This window comes from Neohoeflea coraliihabitans (genome assembly GCF_019334345.1).
Lineage (GTDB): Bacteria > Pseudomonadota > Alphaproteobacteria > Rhizobiales > Rhizobiaceae > Pseudohoeflea > Pseudohoeflea coraliihabitans.
Genome location: NZ_JAHWQX010000004.1, coordinates 321,657 through 344,486, shown reverse-complemented (window position 1 = coordinate 344,486; position 22,830 = coordinate 321,657). Strand labels below are relative to the sequence as shown.

Annotated in this window: 22 protein-coding genes and 2 tRNA genes; 1 reads left to right on the top strand and 23 read right to left on the bottom strand. The window is 63.0% G+C overall.

Going from position 1 to position 22,830, the window contains the following annotated elements; genetic code table 11:
* Nucleotides 1–35 precede the first annotated feature (35 nt).
* From proS to KY465_RS16400, 23 genes are all read right to left on the bottom strand, one after another.
* Complete coding sequence (gene proS, locus KY465_RS16510) at nucleotides 36–1,364, bottom strand: proline--tRNA ligase (RefSeq protein ID WP_219203184.1); 1,329 nt, start codon at nucleotides 1,362–1,364, stop codon at nucleotides 36–38.
* A gap of 505 nt (nucleotides 1,365–1,869) precedes the next feature.
* On the bottom strand, nucleotides 1,870–2,142 hold the full coding sequence (locus tag KY465_RS16505) for a DUF1467 family protein (protein WP_219203183.1): 273 nt from the start codon (nucleotides 2,140–2,142) through the stop codon (nucleotides 1,870–1,872).
* A 12-nt stretch (nucleotides 2,143–2,154) separates the two neighbouring features.
* A complete protein-coding gene (mce, locus tag KY465_RS16500) occupies nucleotides 2,155–2,559 on the bottom strand; it encodes a methylmalonyl-CoA epimerase (protein WP_219203182.1) in 405 nt (134 codons plus the stop codon).
* 22 nt (nucleotides 2,560–2,581) lie between these two features.
* On the bottom strand, nucleotides 2,582–4,249 hold the full coding sequence (locus tag KY465_RS16495; RefSeq protein ID WP_219203181.1) for a ribonuclease J: 1,668 nt from the start codon (nucleotides 4,247–4,249) through the stop codon (nucleotides 2,582–2,584).
* Nucleotides 4,246–5,070, bottom strand: a complete 825-nt coding sequence (locus tag KY465_RS16490; protein WP_346432658.1) for a biotin--[acetyl-CoA-carboxylase] ligase — start codon at nucleotides 5,068–5,070, stop codon at nucleotides 4,246–4,248. The genes KY465_RS16495 and KY465_RS16490 overlap by 4 nt, the downstream gene beginning before the upstream one ends.
* Nucleotides 5,071–5,075: 5 nt before the next feature.
* Nucleotides 5,076–6,518 (bottom strand): NADH-quinone oxidoreductase subunit NuoN, encoded by a 1,443-nt coding sequence (nuoN, locus tag KY465_RS16485; RefSeq protein WP_219203180.1) that lies wholly within the window; start codon nucleotides 6,516–6,518, stop codon nucleotides 5,076–5,078.
* Nucleotides 6,519–6,538: 20 nt separating this feature from the next.
* Nucleotides 6,539–8,086 carry an NADH-quinone oxidoreductase subunit M gene (locus tag KY465_RS16480; protein WP_219203179.1) on the bottom strand — a complete coding sequence of 516 codons (1,548 nt, stop codon included), beginning with the start codon at nucleotides 8,084–8,086 and terminating at the stop codon, nucleotides 6,539–6,541.
* A complete protein-coding gene (gene nuoL / locus KY465_RS16475; protein ID WP_219203178.1) occupies nucleotides 8,083–10,059 on the bottom strand; it encodes an NADH-quinone oxidoreductase subunit L in 1,977 nt (658 codons plus the stop codon). The genes KY465_RS16480 and nuoL overlap by 4 nt, the downstream gene beginning before the upstream one ends.
* A gap of 8 nt (nucleotides 10,060–10,067) precedes the next feature.
* Complete coding sequence (gene nuoK, locus KY465_RS16470) at nucleotides 10,068–10,376, bottom strand: NADH-quinone oxidoreductase subunit NuoK (RefSeq protein ID WP_219203177.1); 309 nt, start codon at nucleotides 10,374–10,376, stop codon at nucleotides 10,068–10,070.
* Between the two features lie 17 nt (nucleotides 10,377–10,393).
* Nucleotides 10,394–11,008, bottom strand: a complete 615-nt coding sequence (locus KY465_RS16465; protein WP_219203176.1) for an NADH-quinone oxidoreductase subunit J — start codon at nucleotides 11,006–11,008, stop codon at nucleotides 10,394–10,396.
* 143 nt (nucleotides 11,009–11,151) lie between these two features.
* On the bottom strand, nucleotides 11,152–11,640 hold the full coding sequence (gene nuoI / locus KY465_RS16460) for an NADH-quinone oxidoreductase subunit NuoI (protein WP_219203175.1): 489 nt from the start codon (nucleotides 11,638–11,640) through the stop codon (nucleotides 11,152–11,154).
* A 55-nt stretch (nucleotides 11,641–11,695) separates the two neighbouring features.
* Nucleotides 11,696–12,742 carry an NADH-quinone oxidoreductase subunit NuoH gene (gene nuoH, locus KY465_RS16455; protein ID WP_219203174.1) on the bottom strand — a complete coding sequence of 349 codons (1,047 nt, stop codon included), beginning with the start codon at nucleotides 12,740–12,742 and terminating at the stop codon, nucleotides 11,696–11,698.
* Nucleotides 12,743–12,757: 15 nt separating this feature from the next.
* A complete protein-coding gene (gene nuoG, locus KY465_RS16450) occupies nucleotides 12,758–14,839 on the bottom strand; it encodes an NADH-quinone oxidoreductase subunit NuoG (protein WP_219203173.1) in 2,082 nt (693 codons plus the stop codon).
* Between the two features lie 218 nt (nucleotides 14,840–15,057).
* Nucleotides 15,058–15,756, bottom strand: a complete 699-nt coding sequence (locus KY465_RS18740) for an NADH-quinone oxidoreductase subunit E (RefSeq protein ID WP_255561759.1) — start codon at nucleotides 15,754–15,756, stop codon at nucleotides 15,058–15,060.
* 28 nt (nucleotides 15,757–15,784) lie between these two features.
* A complete protein-coding gene (nuoF, locus tag KY465_RS16440) occupies nucleotides 15,785–17,092 on the bottom strand; it encodes an NADH-quinone oxidoreductase subunit NuoF (RefSeq protein WP_219203172.1) in 1,308 nt (435 codons plus the stop codon).
* Between the two features lie 15 nt (nucleotides 17,093–17,107).
* On the bottom strand, nucleotides 17,108–18,604 hold the full coding sequence (nuoE, locus tag KY465_RS18735; protein ID WP_255561758.1) for an NADH-quinone oxidoreductase subunit NuoE: 1,497 nt from the start codon (nucleotides 18,602–18,604) through the stop codon (nucleotides 17,108–17,110).
* A gap of 50 nt (nucleotides 18,605–18,654) precedes the next feature.
* A complete protein-coding gene (locus KY465_RS16430; RefSeq protein ID WP_428983033.1) occupies nucleotides 18,655–18,921 on the bottom strand; it encodes a hypothetical protein in 267 nt (88 codons plus the stop codon).
* Nucleotides 18,918–20,108 carry an NADH-quinone oxidoreductase subunit D gene (locus KY465_RS16425; RefSeq protein WP_219203171.1) on the bottom strand — a complete coding sequence of 397 codons (1,191 nt, stop codon included), beginning with the start codon at nucleotides 20,106–20,108 and terminating at the stop codon, nucleotides 18,918–18,920. Before KY465_RS16425 ends, KY465_RS16430 begins: the two co-directional genes overlap by 4 nt.
* Nucleotides 20,101–20,301: a hypothetical protein gene (locus tag KY465_RS16420; RefSeq protein WP_219203170.1), complete on the bottom strand. Its 201-nt coding sequence runs from the start codon at nucleotides 20,299–20,301 to the stop codon at nucleotides 20,101–20,103. The genes KY465_RS16425 and KY465_RS16420 overlap by 8 nt, the downstream gene beginning before the upstream one ends.
* Nucleotides 20,302–20,321: 20 nt before the next feature.
* A complete protein-coding gene (locus tag KY465_RS16415; RefSeq protein WP_219203325.1) occupies nucleotides 20,322–20,924 on the bottom strand; it encodes an NADH-quinone oxidoreductase subunit C in 603 nt (200 codons plus the stop codon).
* Between the two features lie 11 nt (nucleotides 20,925–20,935).
* The gene (locus KY465_RS16410) at nucleotides 20,936–21,511 is read right to left on the bottom strand and encodes a NuoB/complex I 20 kDa subunit family protein (RefSeq protein ID WP_219203169.1); all 576 of its coding nucleotides are present in this window, start codon (nucleotides 21,509–21,511) and stop codon (nucleotides 20,936–20,938) included.
* Nucleotides 21,502–21,867 (bottom strand): NADH-quinone oxidoreductase subunit A, encoded by a 366-nt coding sequence (locus KY465_RS16405; protein WP_219203168.1) that lies wholly within the window; start codon nucleotides 21,865–21,867, stop codon nucleotides 21,502–21,504. Before KY465_RS16405 ends, KY465_RS16410 begins: the two co-directional genes overlap by 10 nt.
* A gap of 470 nt (nucleotides 21,868–22,337) precedes the next feature.
* Nucleotides 22,338–22,414, bottom strand: a tRNA-Asp gene (locus tag KY465_RS16400).
* Nucleotides 22,415–22,738: 324 nt separating this feature from the next.
* Here KY465_RS16400 and KY465_RS16395 point away from each other — a divergent pair.
* Nucleotides 22,739–22,814, top strand: a tRNA-Val gene (locus KY465_RS16395).
* Nucleotides 22,815–22,830: the final 16 nt, after the last annotated feature.

Below are 22,830 nucleotides of genomic sequence, written 5' to 3'. Positions count from 1 at the left end.
CTGCAACCGCCGTTCGAAGTCCTGGGATCAGGACCCTAGCGCGTTTCGGTGAAGCGGTTGATCGCCGCCTCGACGCTCATCGTCTGGCGTTCACCGCTGGCCCGGTTCTTGATCTCGACCTCACCGTTGGCAACGGCCCTTGGCCCGGCGATCACCTGCCAGGGAAGACCGATGAGATCGGCAGTGGCAAATTTCGCGCCGGCGCGATCGGCTGTGTCATCATAAAGGTGATCGACCCCGGCATTGGCAAGCGCAGTCTCGATGCGTTCGCAGGTGGCATCGCACGCCTCATCGCCGGGCTTCATGTTGATCAGGCCGACCTTGAAGGGCGCAACGCTTTCCGGCCAGATGATGCCGGCCTCATCATGCGAGGCTTCGATGATCGAGGGGACGATGCGGGTCGGGCCGATACCATAAGAGCCCATGTGCACCGGGTGCTCCTTGCCATCGGGTCCCATCACCGTTGCGCCCATCGGCTCGGAGTATTTTGTGCCGAAATAGAAGATGTGGCCAACCTCGATGCCGCGTGCGGACATTTGAGCCTCGGCCGGAACCTCGGCCCACAGCGCCGGATCATGCATCTCGTCCGTGGCCGCATAAAGGCTCGTCCAGCGCTCGACGATCGCGGCGAGACCGGCGCGGTCGTCGAAATCGGTCTCCACACCCGGTGTGTCGAAATCGAGAAAATCGCGATGGCAGAACACCTGCGATTCGCCGGTATCGGCGAGAATGATGAATTCATGGCTGAGATCGCCGCCGATCGGTCCGGTCTCGGCGCGCATCGGGATGGCCTTCAGCCCGAGCCGCGCAAAGGTGCGCAGATAGGCGACGAACATGCGGTTATAGGCGTGCACGGCGCCATCCTTGTCGATGTCGAACGAATAAGCGTCCTTCATCTGGAATTCGCGCGAGCGCATGGTGCCGAAACGCGGCCGGCGCTCGTCGCGGAACTTGGTCTGGATGTGATAGAGATTGAGCGGCAGCGCCTTGTAGGAGCGCACATAGGAGCGGAAGATGTCGGTGACCATCTCCTCGTTGGTCGGACCGAACAGCATGTCGCGCTCGTTGCGGTCCTCGATGCGCAGCATCTCCTGGCCGTAATCGTCGTAGCGCCCGCTTTCGCGCCACAGATCGGCCGACTGGATGGTCGGCATCAGGATCTCGATGGCGCCGGAGCGGTTCTGCTCCTCGCGGATGATGCGATTGACATTGTCGAGCACGCGCTTGCCCAGCGGCAGCCAGGAATAGATGCCGGCCGATTGCTGTCTGATCATCCCGGCGCGCGTCATCAGGCGATGCGAGACGATTTCCGCCTCGCGCGGGCTTTCCTTGAGGATGGGCAGAAAGAATTTCGACAGGCGCATAAAATGTTCTCTACGTCTCAGTTCAGGCGTGGGGCTTGAATCCGGCAAAACGAAGGTGGGACGGGCGAGTCGGCCAACCTGCCGAAGCATGTCAGGCGTTCTAAACGCTTCGCCGGGCAAATGAAAGCGGTGACGGGACCGCCCCGCCGGGGTCGCGCCGCCCCCCGGAAGGGCTGGCCGAATTGGAAACCGGCCATTCATCAAATGTCATAAAAGGAGTGACAAAGGGTCGCAGATGCGCTAGATCATTTGGCACAAAATGAGGCAGATCCACTGGTGAAATGCCCAATTCGCGATCAAGTCTTGGGAGGATATGATCTCAGGCGCGCTTCTGCTGCTGCCCCCTGCGAAGGGAAAGGATCACGCGACACTTAAATAACAAGGCTCTGGCCTTGTTTTTTTTTGCCTTGTCGCGCCCCGCGCGCGCTGCGGCAGCGGCTGAAAGCCCAGCATTGACAAGACGATAGTACCAGTCGTTGAGAACCTGATTCCGGCTGTGAGCGCGTCAGCGAAAATCCGGGAACAAAGCCGTGACATCGGCGAAGGTGATGCCGGCATAGACGGTGAGCACGTAATAGGCGGCGAAAACGACCGCCGCGACCAGCGTGGTGCGCAGAAAGACGGCACTGAAGCGAAAGGCGGCGGGCGCACTTTCCACCGTGCCGGGTGTCACATCGTCGGCGTCGGCCTGCGAGCGCTTGCCGTAAAAGGGCAGCACGGCAAACAGCATCAGCCACCAAATGATGAAAAAGACCGCAAATCCGGTGCCGATGCCCATGCCGCTCGCCTCTTAAACCTGCTCGAGTTCGACAAGGGTACCATTGAAGTCCTTGGGGTGGAGAAACAGCACCGGCTTGCCGTGGGCGCCGATCTTCGGTTCGCCGTCCCCGAGAACCCGCGCGCCGGACGATGCGAGATGATCGCGGGCGGCGAGAATGTCATCGACCTCGTAGCAAATGTGATGCATGCCTCCGGCGCCGTTGCGCTCCAGAAAAGCAGCGATCGGCGAGCCCTCGCCGAGCGGCTCGAGCAGTTCGATCTTGGTATTCGGCAAGGTGATGAAGACGACGGTCACGCCGTGCTCGGGCAAGGCCTGCGACTCGGACACCTCGGCGCCGAGCATGGTGCGATAGGTGTCGGTGGCAGAAGCCAGATCCGGCACGGCGATTGCAACATGGTTCAGGCGACCGATCATGGGTTTCTCTCCGGCGGTGCCGTCAGGCGCGGTTGACGAAAACGGTGACGATCGGCTTCTTGCCCCAGACCTCATTGGCCGCCGAGCGGACGGCGCGGCGCACCGCTTCGCGCACCCCGGCGATATCCTTGCGGCGACCGCGCGGAATGCTTTCGACAGCGCCGAGCACGCTGTCATACAGAATGTCCTCCAGGGCGTCGTCAAGCCCGTCATTTTCCGGCAGGCCGATGGCGACAACCTCGGGATCGCGGCTGATGTCGTTGCGGCTGTCCAGGAGGACACTGACCGCGACATGACCGACATAGGACAGCTTGCGGCGCTCGCCGATGCCCAGTTCGTCGAACTCGCCGACCAGATGACCATCCTTGTAGATGCGGCCATGCGGCACCTCGCCGATGACCTCGGCCGGCCCGGGGGCCAGGCGCAACATGTCGCCGTTGCGCACGCGCGGGACCTGCGGAATGCCGTGCGCTGCGCCGAGCGCGGCCTGGGCGGTCAGATGTGCCGCCTCGCCATGCACCGGCACGAGGATTTCCGGGCGGATCCAGTCATACATCTGCACGAGTTCGTTGCGGCGCGGATGGCCGGAGACGTGCACCAGCGCATCGCCATCGGAAATGACCGAGACACCGCCGTCGATCAGGGCGTTCTTGATCTCGAGCACTTCCTTTTCGTTGCCGGGGATGGTGCGCGAGGAAAAGACCACCGTATCGCCGCTGGTCAGGGCCACATGCCGCATCTCGTCGCGCGAGATCTTGGCCAGGGCAGCGCGGTTTTCGCCCTGGCTGCCGGTCAGGATCACGACGACCTTGTCGCGCGGAATGAAGCCATATTCGTCTTCTTCGAGGATGGCCGGAAGGCCTTCCATCATGCCGAGGCTATCGGCGACATTGACGACGCGCTTCAGGGAACTGCCCAGCAGCAGCACCTCGCGGCCGGCATCGCGTGCCGCCTCCATGATCGAACGGATGCGCCCGACATTGGAGGAAAAGGTGGTGATCGCCACCCTGCCCTCGGCGGCCTCGATGACGCCGCGCAGGCCTGCGGCAACCTCGGTTTCCGACGGTGAGACCCCCTCGCGCATGGCATTGGTGGAATCGCACATCAAGGCCAGCACGCCGGCATCGCCAATGGCGCGGAAGCGCGCCTCGTCGGTGAGCGGGCCGAGCGACGGGTCGGCGTCGATCTTCCAGTCGCCGGTGTGCACCAGATTGCCAAGCGGTGTCTTGATGAGCAGAGAGAACGGCTCGGGGATCGAATGGTTGACCTCGACGGGCTCAATCTCGAAGGGCCCGATCTTGATCTTGTCGCCGGCGGCAAACAGATTGACCGGCACTTCGGCACGGGTGCGCTCATAGGCGCGCTTGGCCTCGAGCATGCCGGAGGTGAAGGCCGAGGCATGCACCGGCACCTTGAGCATCGGCCAGAGCTGCGCCAGGGCGCCGTAGTGATCCTCATGCGCATGCGTGATGACGATGGCCTTGAGGCTCTTGCCAAGACTCTGCGCATAGGAAATGTCCGGCAGGACAAGGTCGGCGCCTGGCAGGTCCGGGCCGGGAAAGGTGACGCCGCAATCGACCATGATCCAGTCGCGCTTGCCGGGCGCGCCATAGCCGTAAAGCGCCAGGTTCATGCCGATTTCACCGACACCGCCGAGGGGGACGAAAACGAGATCGTGCTTGTTTGTCATGGGGTTTCCTGTCTGACGGGCATATCTGTCGCCGCTTCAGCGGGATTGTCGGGGCGCGAAGCTGCCGCGGGAAAAAAGACATCGCCCGCGGCGAAGGTCCTCGTGCCGCCGTCCGGGAGCGCCAAGATCAGACGACCATCGGCATCAATGTCCTTAAAGAGACCACTAATCTCGCTGTCTGGCAAACGCACGGTGATCGGCTGGCCGACTCCGGCGGCGCGTTCGAGCCAGGCGGCGCGGATGCGCGAAAGGCCGCGCCCGCTGTCCCAATCGTTCAGCGTCTCTTCCATCGTGACGAACAGCCGCGCGAAAAATTCCTGCGGCGACGCCGACATCGCATGGTCGTTCAGCCGCGTTGATGCATAGTCGGTGCGGGCCGGATGGTGGGCGATGTTGACACCACAACCGGCGACGACGGCGCGCGAGCCGTCCGGCAAGACTTCGCTCTCAAGCAGTATGCCGCAGGTCTTGGCGCCATTGATGAGAATGTCGTTCGGCCACTTGATGGCCAACTGGCCGGCATCGGGGGGCAAGAGCATGGCGATCGCATTATGCACGGCGATGGCAACGACCAGCGGCAACGAGCCGAGCTGTGTTATCGGCGCAGGATCGATCAAGAGCAACGAGGCGTAGAGATTGCCGCTTTCCGAGGTCCAGGGCCGGCCGCGCCGGCCGCGGCCGTCGAGCTGGCGATCGGCGGTAATCCACAGGCCGGAGGCCTCTCCGGCCCGCGCCCGCTTCAGGGCCTCGGTGTTGGTCGAGCCGACATCACCGAGCGGCAGGTGGCGAAACGCCGTCTTTGTGAGCGCTGGTGTCGTCACACGCGTTAAAAGAAGGATGCCGCGGCGACATTGGCTGCAAGCCCGAGCGGGCTGGCAACCAGCATGTAGCCGAGGATGAACAGGCCGGAGACGCCGAAGACCAGTTTCAGCTCACCGGCGACCGGTGCGAACTGCGGTGCCGGGGTGTCGAACCAGATGATCTTGACGATGCGCAGGTAATAGTAGGCGCCGACCACCGAAGCGAGCACGCCGATCACCGCCAGCCAGTAGAGCTCGGCCTCGATCGCGGCGGCAAAGACGACGTATTTGGCAAAGAAGCCGCCGAGCGGCGGAATGCCGGCCAGCGAAAACATGAAGATGGTCATCACCGTCGCCATGAAGGGATTGGTGCTCGACAGGCCGGCGAGTTCGTCGATCTGCTCGACATTGCCTTCCTCCTTGCGCCGCATGGCGAGAATGCAGGCGAAGGTGCCGAGCGTCATGACCATGTAGACCAGCATGTAGATGATGACACCGCGCACGCCCGCCTGGGTGCCGGCGGCAAGCCCGACCAGCGCATAGCCCATGTGACCGATCGAGGAATAGGCCATCAGGCGCTTGATGTTGGTCTGTCCGATGGCCGCGAACGAGCCGAGGACCATCGAGGCGATGGCCAGGAAGACGACGATCTGCTGCCAGTCGATGGCGATCGGCGCGAAGGCGGCATGGGTGACGCGGATGAACAGGGCCATGGCGGCGATCTTCGGGGCCGCCGCGAAAAAGGCGGTGACCGGTGTCGGAGCGCCCTCATAGACGTCCGGGGTCCACATGTGAAAGGGCACGGCGGAGATCTTGAAGGCGATGCCGGTCAGCAGGAAGACGAGGCCGAAGACCAGGCCAAGCGGGCGTTCGCCGTCCGACAGCACGGCGGCGATTTCATCGAAGCCTGTGAAGCCGGTGTAGCCGTAGACCAGCGACGCGCCGTAAAGCAGCATGCCGGAGGACAAGGCGCCGAGAACGAAATATTTCAGGCCTGCTTCCGTCGAACGCACGGAATCGCGATTGATGGCGGCGACGACATACAGCGCCAGCGATTGCAGTTCGAGACCGAGATAAAGGGCGATCAGATCATTGGCGGCGATCATCAGCATGATGCCGAGCGTGGCAAGAACGATGAGGACCGGGAACTCGAAGCGGTCGATCCGCTCGGACTTGGCATGGCCGACGGTCATCACCATGGCGGTGATCGAGCCGATCAGCGCCACGACCTTCATGAAGCGGGCGAACGGGTCGGACAGGAAAGCGCCGCCATAGGCGGCTCCGTCGCCGGTGAACAGGACGAGCCAGAGCCCGGCCATGATCAACAGGGCGACGGCGAGGCCGTTGACCAATGTCACCGAGCGCTCGCCGGAAAACACCCCGACCATCAGGAGCACCATGGCGCCCGCCGCGAGCATCAGCTCGGGGATGGACAGCTGCAGGCTTGAATAGAGGAGTTCTGCGGTCATGTGCGTCGTTCCTGTCGCATTTAGCGCGTGGTCTGCGCCACGGAGTCGGCCACGGTCTGCGCTGCCGTACCGGCAACCGTCCGAGCCGCATCAAGCGAAGCGGTATAGTTGAAGATGAGGGCCTCCACCGAGGCGGCCGTCGCATCAAGGATCGGTGCCGGATAGACGCCGAAGAGGATGACAAGGGCGATCAGCGGGTAGAGCAGGATCTTTTCCCGGCCCGACAGATCGAGCATCGCCTTCAGGCTCTCCTTCTCGAGCGCACCGAAGATCACCCGGCGGTAGAGCCAGAGGGCATAGGCGGCCGAAAGGATGACGCCGATGGCGGCAAAAAAAGCGACCCAGGTGTTGGCGCGGAAGGCGCCGACCAGGGTGAGAAACTCGCCGACAAAGCCCGAGGTCCCCGGCAGGCCGACATTGGCCATGGTGAAGACAAGGAAGGCGGTGGCATATTTCGGCATCGTGTTGGCCAGCCCGCCATAGGCGGCGATCTCGCGGGTGTGCAGACGGTCATAGACGACGCCGACACAGAGGAACAGCGCCCCCGAGACGAGGCCATGGCTGATCATCTGGAAAATGGCGCCCTGGATGCCCTGCATGTTGGCGGCGAAGATGCCCATGGTGACGTAGCCCATGTGCGCGACCGAGGAATAGGCAATCAGCTTCTTCATGTCGTCCTGCATCAGGGCGACCAGCGAGGTGTAGATGATGGCGACGACCGAGAGGGTGAAGATGAAGGGCGCGAAATCGGCCGAGGCGAGCGGAAACATCGGCAGCGAAAAGCGCAGGAAGCCATAGCCGCCGAGCTTCAAGAGAATGCCGGCAAGAATCACCGATCCCGCCGTCGGCGCCTCGACGTGGGCGTCGGGTAGCCAGGTGTGCACCGGCCACATCGGCATCTTCACGGCAAAGGAGGCGAAGAAGGCCAGCCACAGCCATGTCTGCATCGAGGCGGGGAAATCGTGGGTCAGCAGTTCCGCGATATTGGTCGTGCCGGCATCCCAGAACATCGCCATGATGGCCAGCAGCATCAGGACCGAGCCGAGCAGCGTGTAGAGGAAGAACTTGAAGGAGGCATAGACGCGGCGCTTGCCGCCCCAGACACCGATGATGATGAACATCGGGATCAGCCCGGCCTCGAAGAAGACGTAGAACAGGACGATGTCGAGGGCACAGAAGACGCCGATCATCATCGTTTCGAGGATCAGGAATGCGACCATGTAGTCGCGCACGCGGGTGTCCACCGAGCGCCAGCTGGCCAGGATGCACAGCGGCATGAGGAAGGTTGTCAGGATGACGAACAGAACCGAAATGCCGTCGACACCCATCGCATAGGTGAAGGCGGCGCCCGCCAGGGGCAGGTTCTCGACCATCTGGAAGCCGGGATCGGCGGGATCGAAGCCGGCCAGCACGAACAGCGACAGGATGAAGGTGAAGACGGTGCCGAGCAGCGCCACATTGCGGATGTTGCGGCGCCCCGTTTCCGTGTCATCCCGAATCGGCAGGATGAACAGCACCGTCACCAGCGGGATGAAGGTGACGACGGTGAGAATGGGCCAGTCGATCATCGAAATGCACTCCCGAGCATCATCCAGGTGATCAGTGCCGCAACACCGATCAGCATGACGAATGCATAGTGGTAGAGGTAGCCGGTCTGCAGGCGCACGAGCCGCCCGGTGATATCGTTGACTCGCGCGGCAATGCCATCAGGACCGAGGCCGTCGATGGTCGCCTGGTCCCCCTTCTTCCACAGGAAGGCGCCAAGCCGCATGGCCGGACGGACAAACAGGAAGTCGTAAAGCTCGTCGAAATACCACTTGTTGAGCAGGAATTTATACAGACCGTTGTGCTCGCGGGCGAGACGCTTCGGTGTCTCCGGCGAGCGGATGTAGAAGTACCAGGCGGTCGCCAGCCCGATCAGCATGGCAAAGAACGGCGCCAGGGCGACGAGACCGGGAACGTGGTGAAAGTCCTCGAGGATCTGGTTTTCCGGCAGGGTGAACAGAGCCTCGCGCCAGAACGGCCCGTAGTCATGGCCGAAGAAGAATTCCTTGAACAGGATACCGGCCAACAGGGCGCCGGCGGCCAGGATGTAGAGCGGCACGAGCATCACCGGCGGGGATTCATGGACATGGTGCATGACGTCGGCGGAGGCGCGCGGCTTGCCATGGAAGGTCATGAAGATCAGGCGCCAGGAATAGAAGCTGGTGAACAGAGCGGCGATCACCAGCAGCGTGAAGGCCATGGCCGAAACCGGGCTTTGCGCTGCGAAGGCCGCCTCGATGATGAAGTCCTTCGAGAAGAAGCCAGCAGTGCCGATGATGGTGAAGGGAATGCCGACACCGGTCAGCGCCAGGGTGCCGATGATCATCATCCAGTAGGTCATCGGAATGTGCTTGCGCAGCCCGCCCATGCGGCGCATGTCCTGCTCGTCGGAGACCGAGTGGATCACCGAGCCGGCGCCAAGGAACAACAGCGCCTTGAAGAAGGCGTGGGTGAACAGGTGGAAGATCGCCGCACCATAGGCGCCGATGCCGAGTGCCACGAACATGTAGCCGAGCTGCGAGCAGGTGGAATAGGCGATGACGCGCTTGATGTCGTTCTGCACCAGACCGACGGTGGCGGCGAAAAAGGCAGTGATGGCGCCGACGATGGTGACGACGACCAGAGCGTCAGGCGACAATTCGAAAATCGGCGACATGCGGGCGACCAGAAAGACGCCGGCGGTGACCATGGTGGCGGCATGAATGAGCGCCGAAACCGGCGTCGGGCCTTCCATGGCGTCGGGCAGCCAGGTGTGCAGCAGGAACTGGGCCGACTTGCCCATGGCGCCGAGAAACAGCAGCAGGCAGACCCAGGTCAGGGCGTCGCCGCTATTGAGTTCCATGCCGAACAGATCGATCACCGCCGGGCCGCCGCCCTGGGCGATGTCAGCCGCATTGGCGAAGATCGGATCGAAATTGATGGCGCCGAACAGGACGAAAATGCCGAAGATGCCGAGAATGAAGCCGAAGTCGCCGACGCGGTTGACGATGAACGCCTTCATCGCGGCGGCGTTGGCGGATGGCTTCTTGAACCAGAAGCCGATCAGCAGATAGGAGGCGAGCCCGACGCCTTCCCAGCCGAAGAACATCTGCAACAGATTGTCGGAGGTCACCAGCATCAGCATCATGAAGGTGAAGAGCGACAGATAGGCGAAGAAGCGCGGCCGGTGCGGATCGTTGTGCATGTAGCCGATGGAATAGATGTGCACCAGCGATGAGACGGTGTTGACGACGACCAGCATCACCGCGGTCAATGTATCGATGCGCAGGGCCCAGTCGACGTCGAGATTGCCCGATTGCACCCATTGCAGAACCGGCACGCGCACTGTCTCACCCTCGCCGAGGGCGACGGTAAAGAAGGCGACCCAGGACAAAACGGCCGCCACGACGAGGAACAGCGAGGTGACATATTCCGACGCCTTGGCGCCGATCGAGCGGCCGAACAGGCCGGCAATGATCGCGCCGATGAGCGGGAGGAAGACGATCAGGTGATACATATCCGGCCTCAGCCCTTCATCATGTTGACGTCTTCGACAGCGATCGATCCGCGGTTGCGGTAGAAGACGACGAGGATCGCCAGTCCGATCGCCGCTTCAGCCGCGGCAACGGTGAGAATGAACAGCGCAAAAACCTGGCCAACCAGATCATTGAGGTGCATCGAGAAGGCCACCATGTTGATGTTGACGGCGAGCAGGATCAGCTCGATCGACATCAGGATGACGATAACATTCTTGCGGTTCAGGAAGATGCCGAACACGCCAAGCGTGAACAGGATCGCCGAGACCGTGAGATAATGGGAAAGTCCGATTTCCATGTCTGTGTCCCCTTCCCTCAGATGCCCTGGCCGGGCTTGACCTTGACGACCTCGACCGAGGCCTCCGGCGTGCGTGCCACCTGGCGGGAAATATCCTGGCGTTTGATGTCGGTGCGGTGCCTGAGCGTCAACACGATGGCGCCGATCATGGCGACGAACAGGATCAGTCCGGCGATCTGGAAGAAATAGATGTAGTTGGTGTACAGCACATCGCCGAGAGCGGCCGTGTTGGTGCGTTCGGAGGGCAGCGGAATCGGGCTGGCGCCGGTCCCGGCGGCATTGCTGGTGAAGGCGTTGCCGGCCAATACGACGATCAGCTCGGCGACGAGAATGACGCCGATCAGCGCGCCGACCGGGGCGTATTCGAGAACACCGGCGCGCAATTCGGCGAAGTCGATGTCGAGCATCATGACGACAAACAGGAAGAGAACCGCAACGGCGCCGACATAGACCACCAGGAGGATCATCGCCAGGAATTCGGCGCCGGTGAGCAGAAACAGGCCGGCAGCGTTGAAGAAGGTCAGGATCAGAAACAGCACCGAATGCACGGGATTGCGCGCCGCAATCACCATGAAGGCCGAGGCCACTGCCACGAAGGCGAAGATGTAGAAGAATAGAGCCTGAAGACCCATGATCCGTGCCTTTTCGTCTTCCCCCGGGACAAGGCGACTGCCCTCCCGCGAAGGCCCCCGGCGCAAATCCTTGCCACCGGCGGCTGTTTTGTCAGGCCCGGACCCCGTCAAATCGGTGTCCCGGCCGGTTGTTGCACCGCCCGTTAGCGGTAGGGCGAGTCGAGCACGAGGTTGCGCGCGATCTCCCGTTCCCAGCGGTCGCCATTGGCGAGCAGCCGGTCCTTGTCATAGTAGAGTTCTTCCCGGGTTTCCGTGGCGAACTCGAAATTCGGCCCCTCGACGATGGCATCGACCGGGCAGGCTTCCTGGCAGAAGCCGCAATAGATGCATTTGACCATGTCGATGTCATAGCGCACCGTGCGGCGGGTGCCGTCGTTGCGGCGCGGCCCGGCTTCGATGGTGATCGCCTGGGCCGGGCAGATGGCTTCGCACAGCTTGCAGGCAATGCAGCGCTCCTCGCCGTTCGGATAGCGGCGCAGCGCATGCTCACCGCGAAAGCGCGGGCTGATCGGGCCCTTCTCATGCGGATAGTTCAGCGTCGATTTCGGTGCGAAGAAGTAACGCATCGACAGGAAGAAGGCGCTGACGAATTCAAGCAGAAAGAGCGATTTGGCGGTTTGGGCCAGACCCATTGTCAAGCTCCTTTCAGGCGGCCGGAGGGACGCCGGAAACGGGTGTCGGCAGGCATCACGGCGCTGTCCCCGTCAGTTTCAGGAAGAAGGCGACGATGACGAGCATGAGAAGGGACAGCGGCAGAAAGACCTTCCAGCCAAGCCGCATCAGCTGATCGTAGCGGTAGCGCGGCACGAAGGCCTTGACCATGGCGAACATGAAGAAGACCAGCGCCGCCTTGAGAACGAACCAGAAGATGCCCGGAACCCAGTTGAGGATGGCGATGTCGACAGGTGGCAGCCAGCCGCCGAGAAACATGATCGTCGTCAGGGCGCACATCAGGGTGATGGCGGCATATTCGCCGAGCATGAACATCATGTAGGGGGTCGAGCCATACTCGACCATGAAGCCGGCAACCAGTTCGGATTCGGCTTCCGGCAGGTCGAAGGGTGGCCGGTTGGTCTCGGCCAGCGCCGAGATGAAGAAGATGATGAACAGCGGGAAGAGCGACAGCCAGTGCCAGTCCAGCAGCGACGGCGGCAGACCGAGGCGTGTGCCGATGCCGTCATGCTGGGCCATGACGATGTCGGTCAGGTTGAGCGAGCCGACCCCGAGCAGAACGGCAACGATGACAAAGCCGATCGAGACTTCATAGGAAACCATCTGTGCCGCCGAGCGCAGGGCACCGAGGAAGGGATATTTCGAGTTGGAGGCCCAGCCGCCCATGATGATGCCGTACACCTCGAGCGAGGAAATGGCGAAGATGTAGAGAATTCCGACATTGATGTCGGCGATCACCCAGCCGGCGCTGACGGGCACGACCGCCCAGGTGGCGAGCGCCAGCGTCACTGCGACCAGCGGCGCCAGAAGGAACACCGTCTTGTCGGCGCCGGCCGGGATGACCGGTTCCTTGAAGACGAATTTGAGCAGATCGGCAAAGGACTGGAACAATCCCCAGGGGCCGACGACGTTCGGACCGCGACGCATCTGCACCGCCGCCCAGACCTTGCGGTCGGCATACAGGATGTAGGCGATGAAAATCAGGAGCGAGACCAGCAGCAGCAATGATTGCGCCACCATGATCAGCCCTGGCCAGACATAGGTTGTCAAAAAGCCTTCCATGATCCCTTTCCTGCCCTATTCCGCCGCAATCGGTGCGGCGTTTTTCGCCAAGGCCGAACATTCGGCCATCACGGCTGATGCGCGGGCGATTGGATTGGTCAAATAAAAGTCTTTGACCGGAGACGCAAACGGCGATTTGCCAATTCGACCGGGTTTTGCCCCCAGCGTGGCGATAACACCGGCATCGGCGGCGGCAATCTCGTCGATCTCGGCAAAGTGCGGGTGATCGGCATAGAGCGCGGCGCGCAGTTGCGGCAGCGAGTCGAATGGCAGGCGGGCGCCGAGCGCATCCGACAATGCGCGCAGGATGGCCCAGTCTTCCTTGGCCTCACCCGGCGCGAAACCGGCGCGGTTGGCCATCTGCACGCGGCCTTCGGTGTTGACGTAGGTCCCGGACTTTTCGGTGTAGGTCGCTCCGGGCAGGATGACGTCGGCGTGGTGCGCCCCATTGTCGCCATGCGAACCGATATAGACCGTGAAGCCAGCTGTCTTGCGGTCGAAGGGCAGTTCGTCGGCCCCGAGCAGGAACAGCACATCCAGATCGGTGAGCATTGCCGCGGCATCAAGACCGCCCTTGCGCGGCACAAAGCCGAGATCCAGCCCGCCGACACGCGAGGCGGCGGTGTGCAGCACGGCAAAACCGTTCCAGCCGCCGGCCGTGGCCTTGACCGTGTCGGCAAGGCGCGCCGCATGGGCGAGGACGGCAGCGCCATCCTTGCGCGCCAGGGCGCCCTGCCCGACAATGATCATCGGCCGCTTGGCACGCTTGAGCTTGGAGAGGAACTTGATCGATCCGTCGGCCAGTTCCTTCAGCGTTTCCGGACCGGTGCCGAGATGCTCATAGGCGTAGCGCAGATCGACATTCTCGCCGATCACCCCGATCGGCAGATCGCCCATGCGCCAGCGCTTGCGGATGCGGGCGTTGAGCACGCTGGCCTCGTAGCGTGGATTGGCGCCGATGATGAGTATCGCGTCCGCGTCCTCGATGCCCTCGATGGTCGGATTGAACAGGTAGCTGGCCCGGCCTTTTGACGGATCGATGGCGGCGGCGTCCTGGCGGCAGTCGATGTTGGTCGAGCCAAGCGACGTCATCAGGGTCTTGAGGGCGTACATTTCCTCGACGGTGGCGAGGTCACCGGCAATGGCACCGATGCGATCGGCGGAGGTCTTGCCGACCGCCGCGGCGATGGTGGCAAAGGCCTCCGGCCAGGTCGCCGGGCGCAGGCGGCCGTCGACCCGGACATAGGGCCGGTCAAGCCGCTGGGTGCGCAGCCCGTCCCAGACAAAGCGCGTCTTGTCGGAGATCCACTCTTCGTTGATCGCCTCGTTGATGCGCGGCATGATGCGCATGACTTCGCGGCCGCGCGTGTCGACCCGAATTGCTGAGCCGCAGGCATCCATGACATCGATCGATTCGGTCTTGCCGAGTTCCCACGGCCGCGCCTGGAAGGCATAGGGGCGCGAGGTCAGTGCCCCGACCGGGCACAAGTCGATGACATTGCCCTGCAGTTCGGAGGACATGGCGTGTTCGAGATAGGTGGTGATCTCGGCGTCCTCGCCGCGGCCGATCAGCCCCAGCTCGGAAATGCCGGCGACTTCGGTGGTGAACCGCACGCAGCGGGTGCAGTGAATGCACCTGTTCATGATCGTCTTGACCAGCGGACCGATATATTTGTCCTCGACGGCGCGCTTGTTTTCCGCAAAGCGCGAACTGTCCATGCCAAAGGCCATGGCCTGGTCCTGCAGATCGCATTCGCCGCCCTGATCGCAGATCGGGCAGTCCAGCGGGTGGTTGATCAGCAGAAATTCCATCACGCCTTCGCGGGCCTTCTTGACCATCGGCGTGTTGGTGAACACTTCGGGAAGCTGGCCTTCCGGCCCGGGACGCAGGTCGCGCACATTCATGGCGCAGGAGGCAGCCGGCTTCGGCGGCCCGCCTTTCACCTCGACGAGGCACATGCGGCAATTGCCGGCAATCGACAGCCGTTCGTGAAAACAGAAGCGCGGCACCTCGGCACCGGCTTCCTCACACGCCTGGAGAAGCGTGTAATGATCGGGAATCTCGATCTCTTTTCCGTCGACTTTGATGTTCGCCATCGCAAATACACTTTCTTCCGTGGCACCTTGGTGCCGCTGTAAGGCGGCGCCTGATTGCCCAATCCTGCCTGGCGGCATTGTGCAGACCGCGGTCTCCGGCGCCCTTGTAAGCGTCACCACCTGACGCGGCAAGGACATGCGGTAGCGGCGGGCCTGCTTCCCACCCGAATTCTTCGATCCGCATCCACCCGGCGGCCGCGAACGGTCGCCGCATGCTGCTATTTCCCGTTGGTCACCCCGGCGAGGTTTGCCGCCTGGCTGATCCAGTCGTCCCGTCCGATGCGGCCCTTGAACTGCAGGTAGTCATCGACCCAGGCAATTTCGCTCGGTGTCCAGTCGGCAATCTGTGCGTAGGTCCACACACCCAGGCCGTTGAGCACCTGTTCAAGTTTCGGTCCAATGCCGGAGATCGCCTTCAGGTCATCGGGCGCGGCGGGCCGTTCGATGTCGCGCGGACGGCGATAGTCTTCCGGCTGCAATGCTGTCGCCGCGACCGCCGTCTCCGCGCTGGCCTCGGCAGCCGGAGCGGACTCGCGAACCGCCTGCGCGGCGGCATCGGCGTCAGATTTCAGGCGCGCCACGGTGCTGCGGCGCTTGCCCGCAGCCGCGGCGCTCTTCGCTTTGGCGACCGGCTTGGCAGCCGTCGGTTTTGGGGCGGCCGGCTTGGCAGCCGTCGGTTCCGGGGCGACCGGCTTGGCAGCCGTCGGTTCCGGCTGCCGCGGCACATTTCCGGGTTGCTGCGCGGCAGCGCCGGCGGCGCTCATCACGCCTTGCATCAGGCCGAACATGGCGCCAGCCATCTGGCCGGCGACGGCGATCGACAGGCCGGTGGCCGCCGCGAAGACGCCCGCCGACTGCACGAGCAGTGGCAATGGCGGGGCGTCGGGCCGCAGTTCAGGTTTTCTCGGCTGGCTCATGCTGTTCGCCTCTCTTCCTGTGCCCCTGCTACTCTGCCGCTTCGAGTGCCGCATTGCGGCTCTGCACCGCATTGCGCGTATAGGCATCGATGCGCGATTCGATTTCCGGACGGAAATGCCGGATCAGGCCCTGAATGGGCCAGGCTGCAGCGTCGCCAAGCGCGCAGATGGTGTGTCCCTCGATCTGCTTGGTGACATCGAACAACATGTCGATCTCGCGCTTTTGCGCGTTGCCTTTGACCATCCGCTCCATCACCCGCATCATCCAGCCGGTGCCCTCGCGGCACGGCGTGCACTGGCCGCAGCTTTCATGCTTGTAGAAGGCGGACAGGCGCCAGATGGCTTTGACGATGTCGGTCGAGCGGTCCATGACAATCACCGCCGCCGTGCCGAGGCCGGATTTGAGATCGCGCAGGCTGTCGAAGTCCATCGGCGTGTCGATGATCTGTTCGGCCGGGACGACCGGCACCGACGAGCCGCCCGGAATCACCGCCAGAAGATTGTCCCAGCCTCCACGGATGCCGCCGCAATGGCGATCGATCAGTTCGCGGAACGGCACCGACATGGCCTCCTCGAAGGTCGCCGGCGCATTGACGTGACCGGAGACGCAGAACAGCTTGGTGCCCTTGTTGTTCTCGCGTCCGAAGGAGGAGAACCAGGAGGCGCCGCGGCGCAGAATGGTCGGCGCAACGGCGATCGATTCGACGTTGTTGACGGTCGTCGGGCAGCCATAGAGGCCGACATTGGCCGGGAACGGCGGCTTCAGGCGCGGCTGGCCCTTCTTGCCCTCGAGGCTTTCGAGCAATGCCGTTTCCTCGCCGCAGATATAGGCGCCGGCGCCGTGGTGGACATAGATCTCCATGTCCCATCCGCAGGAATTGTTCCTGCCGAGCAGACCCGCATCGTAGCACTCGTCGATGGCGCGCTGCAGCGCTTCGCGCTCGCGCATGAACTCGCCGCGCACATAGATGTAGGCGACATGCGCCCCCATGGCGAAGCCGGCGATGACACAGCCCTCGATCAGCGTGTGCGGATCATGGCGCAGGATCTCGCGGTCCTTGCAGGTGCCGGGCTCGGATTCGTCGGCGTTGACGACGAGATAGTGCGGCCGGCCATCGCTTTCCTTCGGCATGAACGACCATTTCAGACCGGTCGGGAAACCGGCGCCGCCGCGACCACGCAGCCCCGAGGCCTTCATTTCCGAGATGATCCACTCCCGGCCCTTGCCGATCAGCGTGTCGGTGCCATCCCAGTGCCCGCGCGAGCGGGCGCCCTGCAGCGACAGATCGTGGCGGCCGTAGATATTGGTAAAGATCCGGTCCTTGTCTTCAAGCATCTGCGTCACTCCACCTTACCTTGGTTCCTTGCCGAAGACGCGGACATATTCGTCGCGCCCACCCTTGGCGAGGGCCGTCGCCTGCCTGATCCAGTCATCGCGCTCGATCCGGCCCCGGAAACGCAGATAGCCATCGACCCATTCGCGCTCGGCCTGATCCCAGGCGGCGATCTGCGCGAAGGTGTAGATCCCGAGCGAATTGAGCGTCTGCTCGATCTTGGGACCGACACCGGAAATCAGTTTCAGATCGTCGGGCTCGGCCGGTCGATCCATTCCAGCCGGCCGGGCCGCATCGTCAAGCGCCGGCTTGGCCGAACCCCCGGTCGCCGGCGCGCTATCTTCCGCAGCCGCCTGGCGTTTGCCCTTGGCGGGCCGGGTCTCCGCTGCTGCCGGTGAGTTTTCGGCCTGGGCCGCCTCGGCGGCACGGCGGGATTTCTTGGCGGCGGCGCGCTCGGTCCAGGCAGTTTCGCCGGTGTCGACCGGAGCACCGGCCTTCTTTTCGGCGGAAGCGCCAGCGTTTTCTCCGGTAGCGGCGCCCTTCGGCTTTTTCCTGCCCTTAGTGCTGGCGGCTTCACCCTTGTCCGGCGCACTGGCGGCTTCTCCCTTATCCGGCGCACTAGCGCCAGTGCGCCCCTGGGCTGAGGCCTTGTCGGCGGATTTCACACCGACTTTCCTCGCCGATTTGGAGGTGCTGCCCCCATCGGGATCTGCTGCCGGACTTTCGGCCGTCTTGTTCAGGGCGCGCTTGCGGCTGGGTGCGATCGGCCGCGAGCTGGTCAGCGTCTCGGCGCTTCCATATTTCGGTGCGGCATCGGGCTTGCCGATCTGCGTGGCTTCCGGGCTTCCCTCTGGCGAGTCGCCCTGAGAACCGGGCTGTTCCGCAGCCGGATGGCTGCGCGTCGGATCGCTGGTAAGCGTCGTCGGTCCCCCGACCGGCGCCGAGAAGATGCGGTCGATCTGCGGCCCGGGCTTGATCTCATCGCCGCGCCCGGCCTCGAAGGCGTCAATGATTTCGGCAAGACGCTCGACCGTCAGATCCTCATAGGCGTCCTTGAAGATCATCACCATCGGCGCGTTGACGCAGGCGCCCTGGCATTCGACCTCCTCCCAGGACAAAGTTCCGTCTGCGTTCGGATGCAGCGGTTCGGGATGGATCTTCGTCTTGCACAGTTCGATCAGCTCTTCCGAGCCGCGCAGCATGCAGGGCGTCGTGCCGCAGACCTGGACATGGGCGCGGGTGCCGACCGGCTTGAGCTGGAACTGGGTGTAGAAGGTCGCCACCTCGAGGGCGCGGATATAGGGCATGGCCAGCATGTCGGCGACATGCTCGATCGAGGCGCGCGTCACCCAACCCTCCTGCTCCTGCGCAAGCATCAGCAGCGGGATCACCGCCGACTGCCGGCGATCCTTCGGATATTTTTTGATCCAGACCTTGGCCTCAGCCGCGAAATTGCGGTTGAAGGCGAAGCTTTCAGGCTGGACTGTTTCATCTGCGAGACGGCGGACGGACATGTGCTTCTCTTCTTAACTCTTGACCTGATCGATCGACGCGACGATCGATCCTACTTGATCTCGCCGCAGCGCGACTGGCTCAGCGTGATGAACTCGCAGGCATAAGCCTTGTCTTCTTTCTGCAGGAACACAACATATTTGGAGCCGTTCGGCACGGCCGCCCTGATCTCGTAGCCATCGGCAACCAGATCGCCGACTGAACCGGCGTTGGACTGGCCACTGCCCGCCGATGTCTGCGCCGTGGCGGCTCCCGCAGCCGCCAGCGCCAGCGCCCCGGCCGCAAGGATCATCCGCAGGGCGCCGATCAGTGCGCTCATCGGTCGACCTCGCCGAAAACGATATCGATCGAGCCGAGAACGGCGGAGACGTCGGCCAGCTGATGGCCGCGGCACATGAAGTCCATCGCCTGCAGATGCGCAAATCCCGGCGCGCGGATCTTGCAGCGATACGGCTTGTTGGTGCCATCGGAAATCAGGTAGACGCCGAATTCGCCCTTTGGCGCCTCGACGGCCGTGTACACCTCGCCTTCGGGCACGTGATAGCCCTCGGTGTAGAGCTTGAAATGGTGGATCAGGGCTTCCATCGAGCGCTTCATCTCGCCGCGCTTGGGCGGCACGACCTTGCCGTCGTCGATCGACACCGGACCGATGCGCTCCGCCCCCATCAGCTGCTCGACGCATTGCTTCATGATCTTCACCGATTCGCGCATTTCCTGCATGCGGATCAGATAGCGGTCATAGCAATCGCCGTTCTTGCCGATCGGAATGTCGAAATCCATCTCGGAATAGCACTCATAGGGCTGCGAGCGGCGCAGGTCCCAGGCGGCCCCCGATCCGCGCACCATGACGCCGGAGAACCCCCAGGCGAAGGCCTCTTCAAGCGTGACGACGCCGATATCGACATTGCGCTGCTTGAAGATGCGGTTGTCGGTCAGCAGCTGATCGATGTCATCGCAGACCTTGAGGAACGGATCGCACCAGGCACCGATGTCGGCGACGAGCTGTTCGGGCAGATCCTGATGCACGCCACCGGGACGGATATAGGCCGCGTGCATGCGCGAGCCGGAGGCACGCTCGTAGAACACCATCAGCTTCTCGCGCTCCTCGAACCCCCACAAGGGCGGGGTCAGCGCGCCGACGTCCATCGCCTGGGTGGTGACGTTGAGCAGGTGCGAGAGAATGCGGCCGATCTCGGAATAAAGGACGCGGATCAGCTGGCCGCGCTTGGGAACCTTCAGGCCGGCGAGCTTTTCGACGGCAAGCGAATAGGCATGCTCCTGGTTCATCGGCGCGACATAGTCGAGGCGGTCGAAATAGGGCAGCGCCTGCAGATAGGTCTTGCTTTCGATCAGCTTTTCGGTGCCGCGATGCAAAAGACCGATATGCGGATCGACGCGCTCGACGATCTCGCCATCAAGCTCGAGCACCAGGCGCAGAACGCCGTGCGCGGCGGGATGCTGCGGGCCGAAATTGATGTTGAAATTGCGGACATTGTGTTCAGTCATGGCTTACACTTTTCCGTTCATCGCCCGGCCATTGCTTGAAGGCGAGTATCCACCACATGGCGACCGCCCCGAACGGGACGATGCCGATCAGGGCCAGCCATTTCGTCAGCCCGGCGCGGGGAAGAACGCGCCACAGGGGAATGACGAACAGCGCGATCCACAGCGCCGCGATCAGCCAGTGCCAGAGGGACATGCTTCCCATCATCATCGGGTTCAACCGCTCTTCTTTTCATCACCGGGCAGCACGTAGTCGGTGCCTTCCCAAGGGGACAGAAAATCGAAGTCGCGAAATTCCTGCTTGAGTTCGACCGGCTCGTAGACCACGCGCTTGGCCTCGTCATCGTAGCGCACCTCGACATAGCCGGTGAGCGGGAAATCCTTGCGCAGCGGATGCCCCTCGAAGCCGTAATCGGTGAGGATGCGGCGCAGGTCCGGGTGACCGGTGAACAGGATGCCATAAAAATCATAGGCTTCGCGCTCGAACCAGTCGGCACCCGGAAAGACGCCGGTGACCGAGGGAACCGTCTCGCCATCGGCGACCGGCACCTTAATGCGCACACGCATGTTCTGACGCGGCGACAGCAGATGGTGAACGACATCGAAACGGCTGGCACGGCCGGGCCAGTCCACGCCGCAGCCGTCGATGTAGCAGACGAACTGGCATTGCGCGTCATCGCGCAGGAAGGTCATCAGATCGACCAGCCGGGCCGCGTCGGTATGCAGCGTCAGCTCGGCGAGACTGACGGTGGCCCGGTCGATGAGATCGCCCTTGGTCTCGGTCAGATAGTCGGACAGTTCGGACAGCGCCTGGATCATCATCGTCTCCCCTACCGCTCGATGGTGCCGGTGCGGCGGATCTTCTTCTGCAGAAGCAACACGCCGTAGAGCAGCGCTTCGGCGGTCGGCGGGCAGCCGGGCACGTAGATGTCGACCGGCACGATGCGGTCACAGCCGCGCACCACGGAATAGGAATAGTGATAATAGCCGCCGCCATTGGCACAGGATCCCATCGAGATGACATAGCGCGGCTCGGGCATCTGGTCGTAGACCTTGCGCAGCGCCGGGGCCATCTTGTTGGTCAGCGTGCCGGCGACGATCATCACGTCGGACTGGCGCGGACTGGCGCGCGGGGCGAAGCCGAAGCGTTCGCCATCATAGCGCGGCATCGACATCTGCATCATCTCGACGGCGCAACAGGCCAGACCGAAGGTCATCCACATCAGCGAGCCGGTGCGCGCCCAGTTGATCAGCTCGTCGGTCGAGGTGACGAGAAAGCCCTTGTCGGCGAGTTCGTTGTTGATGTCGCCGAAATAGGGGTCGTCGGCGCCCACCGGCTTGCCGGTGTTCGGGTCGATGATGCCCTGCGGCCGCGGCGCGACGAGCGGCGTATCCGTCACTCCCATTCGAGCGCTCCCTTTTTCCACTCATAGATAAAGCCGACGGTGAGAACGGCGAGAAACACCATCATCGACCAGAAGCCGACCCAGCCGAGATCGCCGAATGACACCGCCCAGGGAAACAGGAAAGCGACTTCGAGATCGAAGATGATGAACAGGATCGACACGAGGTAGAACCGCACGTCGAATTTCATGCGCGCATCGTCGAAGGCGTTGAAGCCGCATTCATAGGCGGACATCTTTTCCGAATCGGGTGCCTTGAAGGCAATCGCGAACGGGGCGATGAGCAGGGCCGCACCGATCACCAGCGCAATTCCGATGAAGATCGCGATCGGCACGTAGTTGCCAAGAAGTTCCGTCATGGCGTCCATTTCCGTGTGTCGGAGCGGCAGCGGCGTCCCGGCAGGACGTCCGGCCAGTCCCGGATGTTCGTTGCGGCGCGGTCGCGGCGCCGTTGCAAGCGTCGCGGGCAGCTTCAAAAACCACCAGAACCGAGGTTTTGGCAGAAGCTATCCCGGGGGTGGTTAGCGCAGCCAGCCAGCCGGCGCAAGTCCGCGCGCCGCCTTTCGCCCGCGAGACAGCCTTCAGCATCAACAATAGAGCGGCCGGACCTTTTTGACGAGCCGTCTCATGACCCTGCGTAAGGCAAAAACAGGGCGACGACGGCGAAGCGGCTGCAGCCGGGAGCGGCGTTTCGCCGCTGCATGAAAAGTCGTGCACAAACGCGCCGAGCACTGGCCGCCATGACAGGCGCAGCAGAGGCGCAGCATGTCCCAAGGCGGACAAGCCGCCATGAACAGAATTTGAGAAGATATTGAGAGAGAAAGGAAAATGGCGCGAGTGACGGGGCTCGAACCCGCGACCTCCGGCGTGACAGGCCGGCACTCTAACCAACTGAGCTACACCCGCGCATTTTCGACAAAACGGCGAGGCGCCGTCTCGTGAGCGGCTGATTACGGCGTTCACCGGCGGGTGTCAAGCAGCGAATTGAGCCCGCGGGCAACTTCTCGCGACAAATTTCCGGGAGGGGTGGCGCGCAAATCGCAACGCCCTCTTCCCGGTCTTCCGACAGGTCTTCCGGCAGGCTCACTGGCAGGTGCTCTGGCAGGTTCTTTCCCGGACGCTGTGGGCGCCGCCGGCGGCAGAGGGAAGAGCGCGGCACTCCTTCGCCGCCCGGGGCTCATTTTCCCTTGCAAGGGGGCGGCGAAAGCCCTAAGCAATGGCCGCTGGAGCGGGCGATTAGCTCAGCTGGTAGAGCGCCTCGTTTACACCGAGGATGTCGGGAGTTCGAGTCTCTCATCGCCCACCAATCCTTACAGATCATT

Bases quoted from the DNA above. Each gene is read 5' to 3' on its own strand.
- proS (WP_219203184.1), bottom strand. From the start codon at position 1,364: ATGCGCCTGTCGAAATTCTTTCTGCCCATCCTCAAGGAAAGCCCGCGC.
- KY465_RS16505 (WP_219203183.1), bottom strand. From the start codon at position 2,142: ATGGGCATCGGCACCGGATTTGCGGTCTTTTTCATCATTTGGTGGCTG.
- mce (WP_219203182.1), bottom strand. From the start codon at position 2,559: ATGATCGGTCGCCTGAACCATGTTGCAATCGCCGTGCCGGATCTGGCT.
- KY465_RS16495 (WP_219203181.1), bottom strand. From the start codon at position 4,249: ATGACAAACAAGCACGATCTCGTTTTCGTCCCCCTCGGCGGTGTCGGT.
- nuoN (WP_219203180.1), bottom strand. From the start codon at position 6,518: ATGACCGCAGAACTCCTCTATTCAAGCCTGCAGCTGTCCATCCCCGAG.
- KY465_RS16480 (WP_219203179.1), bottom strand. From the start codon at position 8,086: ATGATCGACTGGCCCATTCTCACCGTCGTCACCTTCATCCCGCTGGTG.
- nuoL (WP_219203178.1), bottom strand. From the start codon at position 10,059: ATGTATCACCTGATCGTCTTCCTCCCGCTCATCGGCGCGATCATTGCC.
- nuoK (WP_219203177.1), bottom strand. From the start codon at position 10,376: ATGGAAATCGGACTTTCCCATTATCTCACGGTCTCGGCGATCCTGTTC.
- KY465_RS16465 (WP_219203176.1), bottom strand. From the start codon at position 11,008: ATGGGTCTTCAGGCTCTATTCTTCTACATCTTCGCCTTCGTGGCAGTG.
- nuoI (WP_219203175.1), bottom strand. From the start codon at position 11,640: ATGGGTCTGGCCCAAACCGCCAAATCGCTCTTTCTGCTTGAATTCGTC.
- nuoH (WP_219203174.1), bottom strand. From the start codon at position 12,742: ATGGAAGGCTTTTTGACAACCTATGTCTGGCCAGGGCTGATCATGGTG.
- nuoG (WP_219203173.1), bottom strand. From the start codon at position 14,839: ATGGCGAACATCAAAGTCGACGGAAAAGAGATCGAGATTCCCGATCAT.
- KY465_RS18740 (WP_255561759.1), bottom strand. From the start codon at position 15,756: ATGAGCCAGCCGAGAAAACCTGAACTGCGGCCCGACGCCCCGCCATTG.
- nuoF (WP_219203172.1), bottom strand. From the start codon at position 17,092: ATGCTTGAAGACAAGGACCGGATCTTTACCAATATCTACGGCCGCCAC.
- nuoE (WP_255561758.1), bottom strand. From the start codon at position 18,604: ATGTCCGTCCGCCGTCTCGCAGATGAAACAGTCCAGCCTGAAAGCTTC.
- KY465_RS16430 (WP_428983033.1), bottom strand. From the start codon at position 18,921: ATGAGCGCACTGATCGGCGCCCTGCGGATGATCCTTGCGGCCGGGGCG.
- KY465_RS16425 (WP_219203171.1), bottom strand. From the start codon at position 20,108: ATGACTGAACACAATGTCCGCAATTTCAACATCAATTTCGGCCCGCAG.
- KY465_RS16420 (WP_219203170.1), bottom strand. From the start codon at position 20,301: ATGTCCCTCTGGCACTGGCTGATCGCGGCGCTGTGGATCGCGCTGTTC.
- KY465_RS16415 (WP_219203325.1), bottom strand. From the start codon at position 20,924: ATGATCCAGGCGCTGTCCGAACTGTCCGACTATCTGACCGAGACCAAG.
- KY465_RS16410 (WP_219203169.1), bottom strand. From the start codon at position 21,511: ATGGGAGTGACGGATACGCCGCTCGTCGCGCCGCGGCCGCAGGGCATC.
- KY465_RS16405 (WP_219203168.1), bottom strand. From the start codon at position 21,867: ATGACGGAACTTCTTGGCAACTACGTGCCGATCGCGATCTTCATCGGA.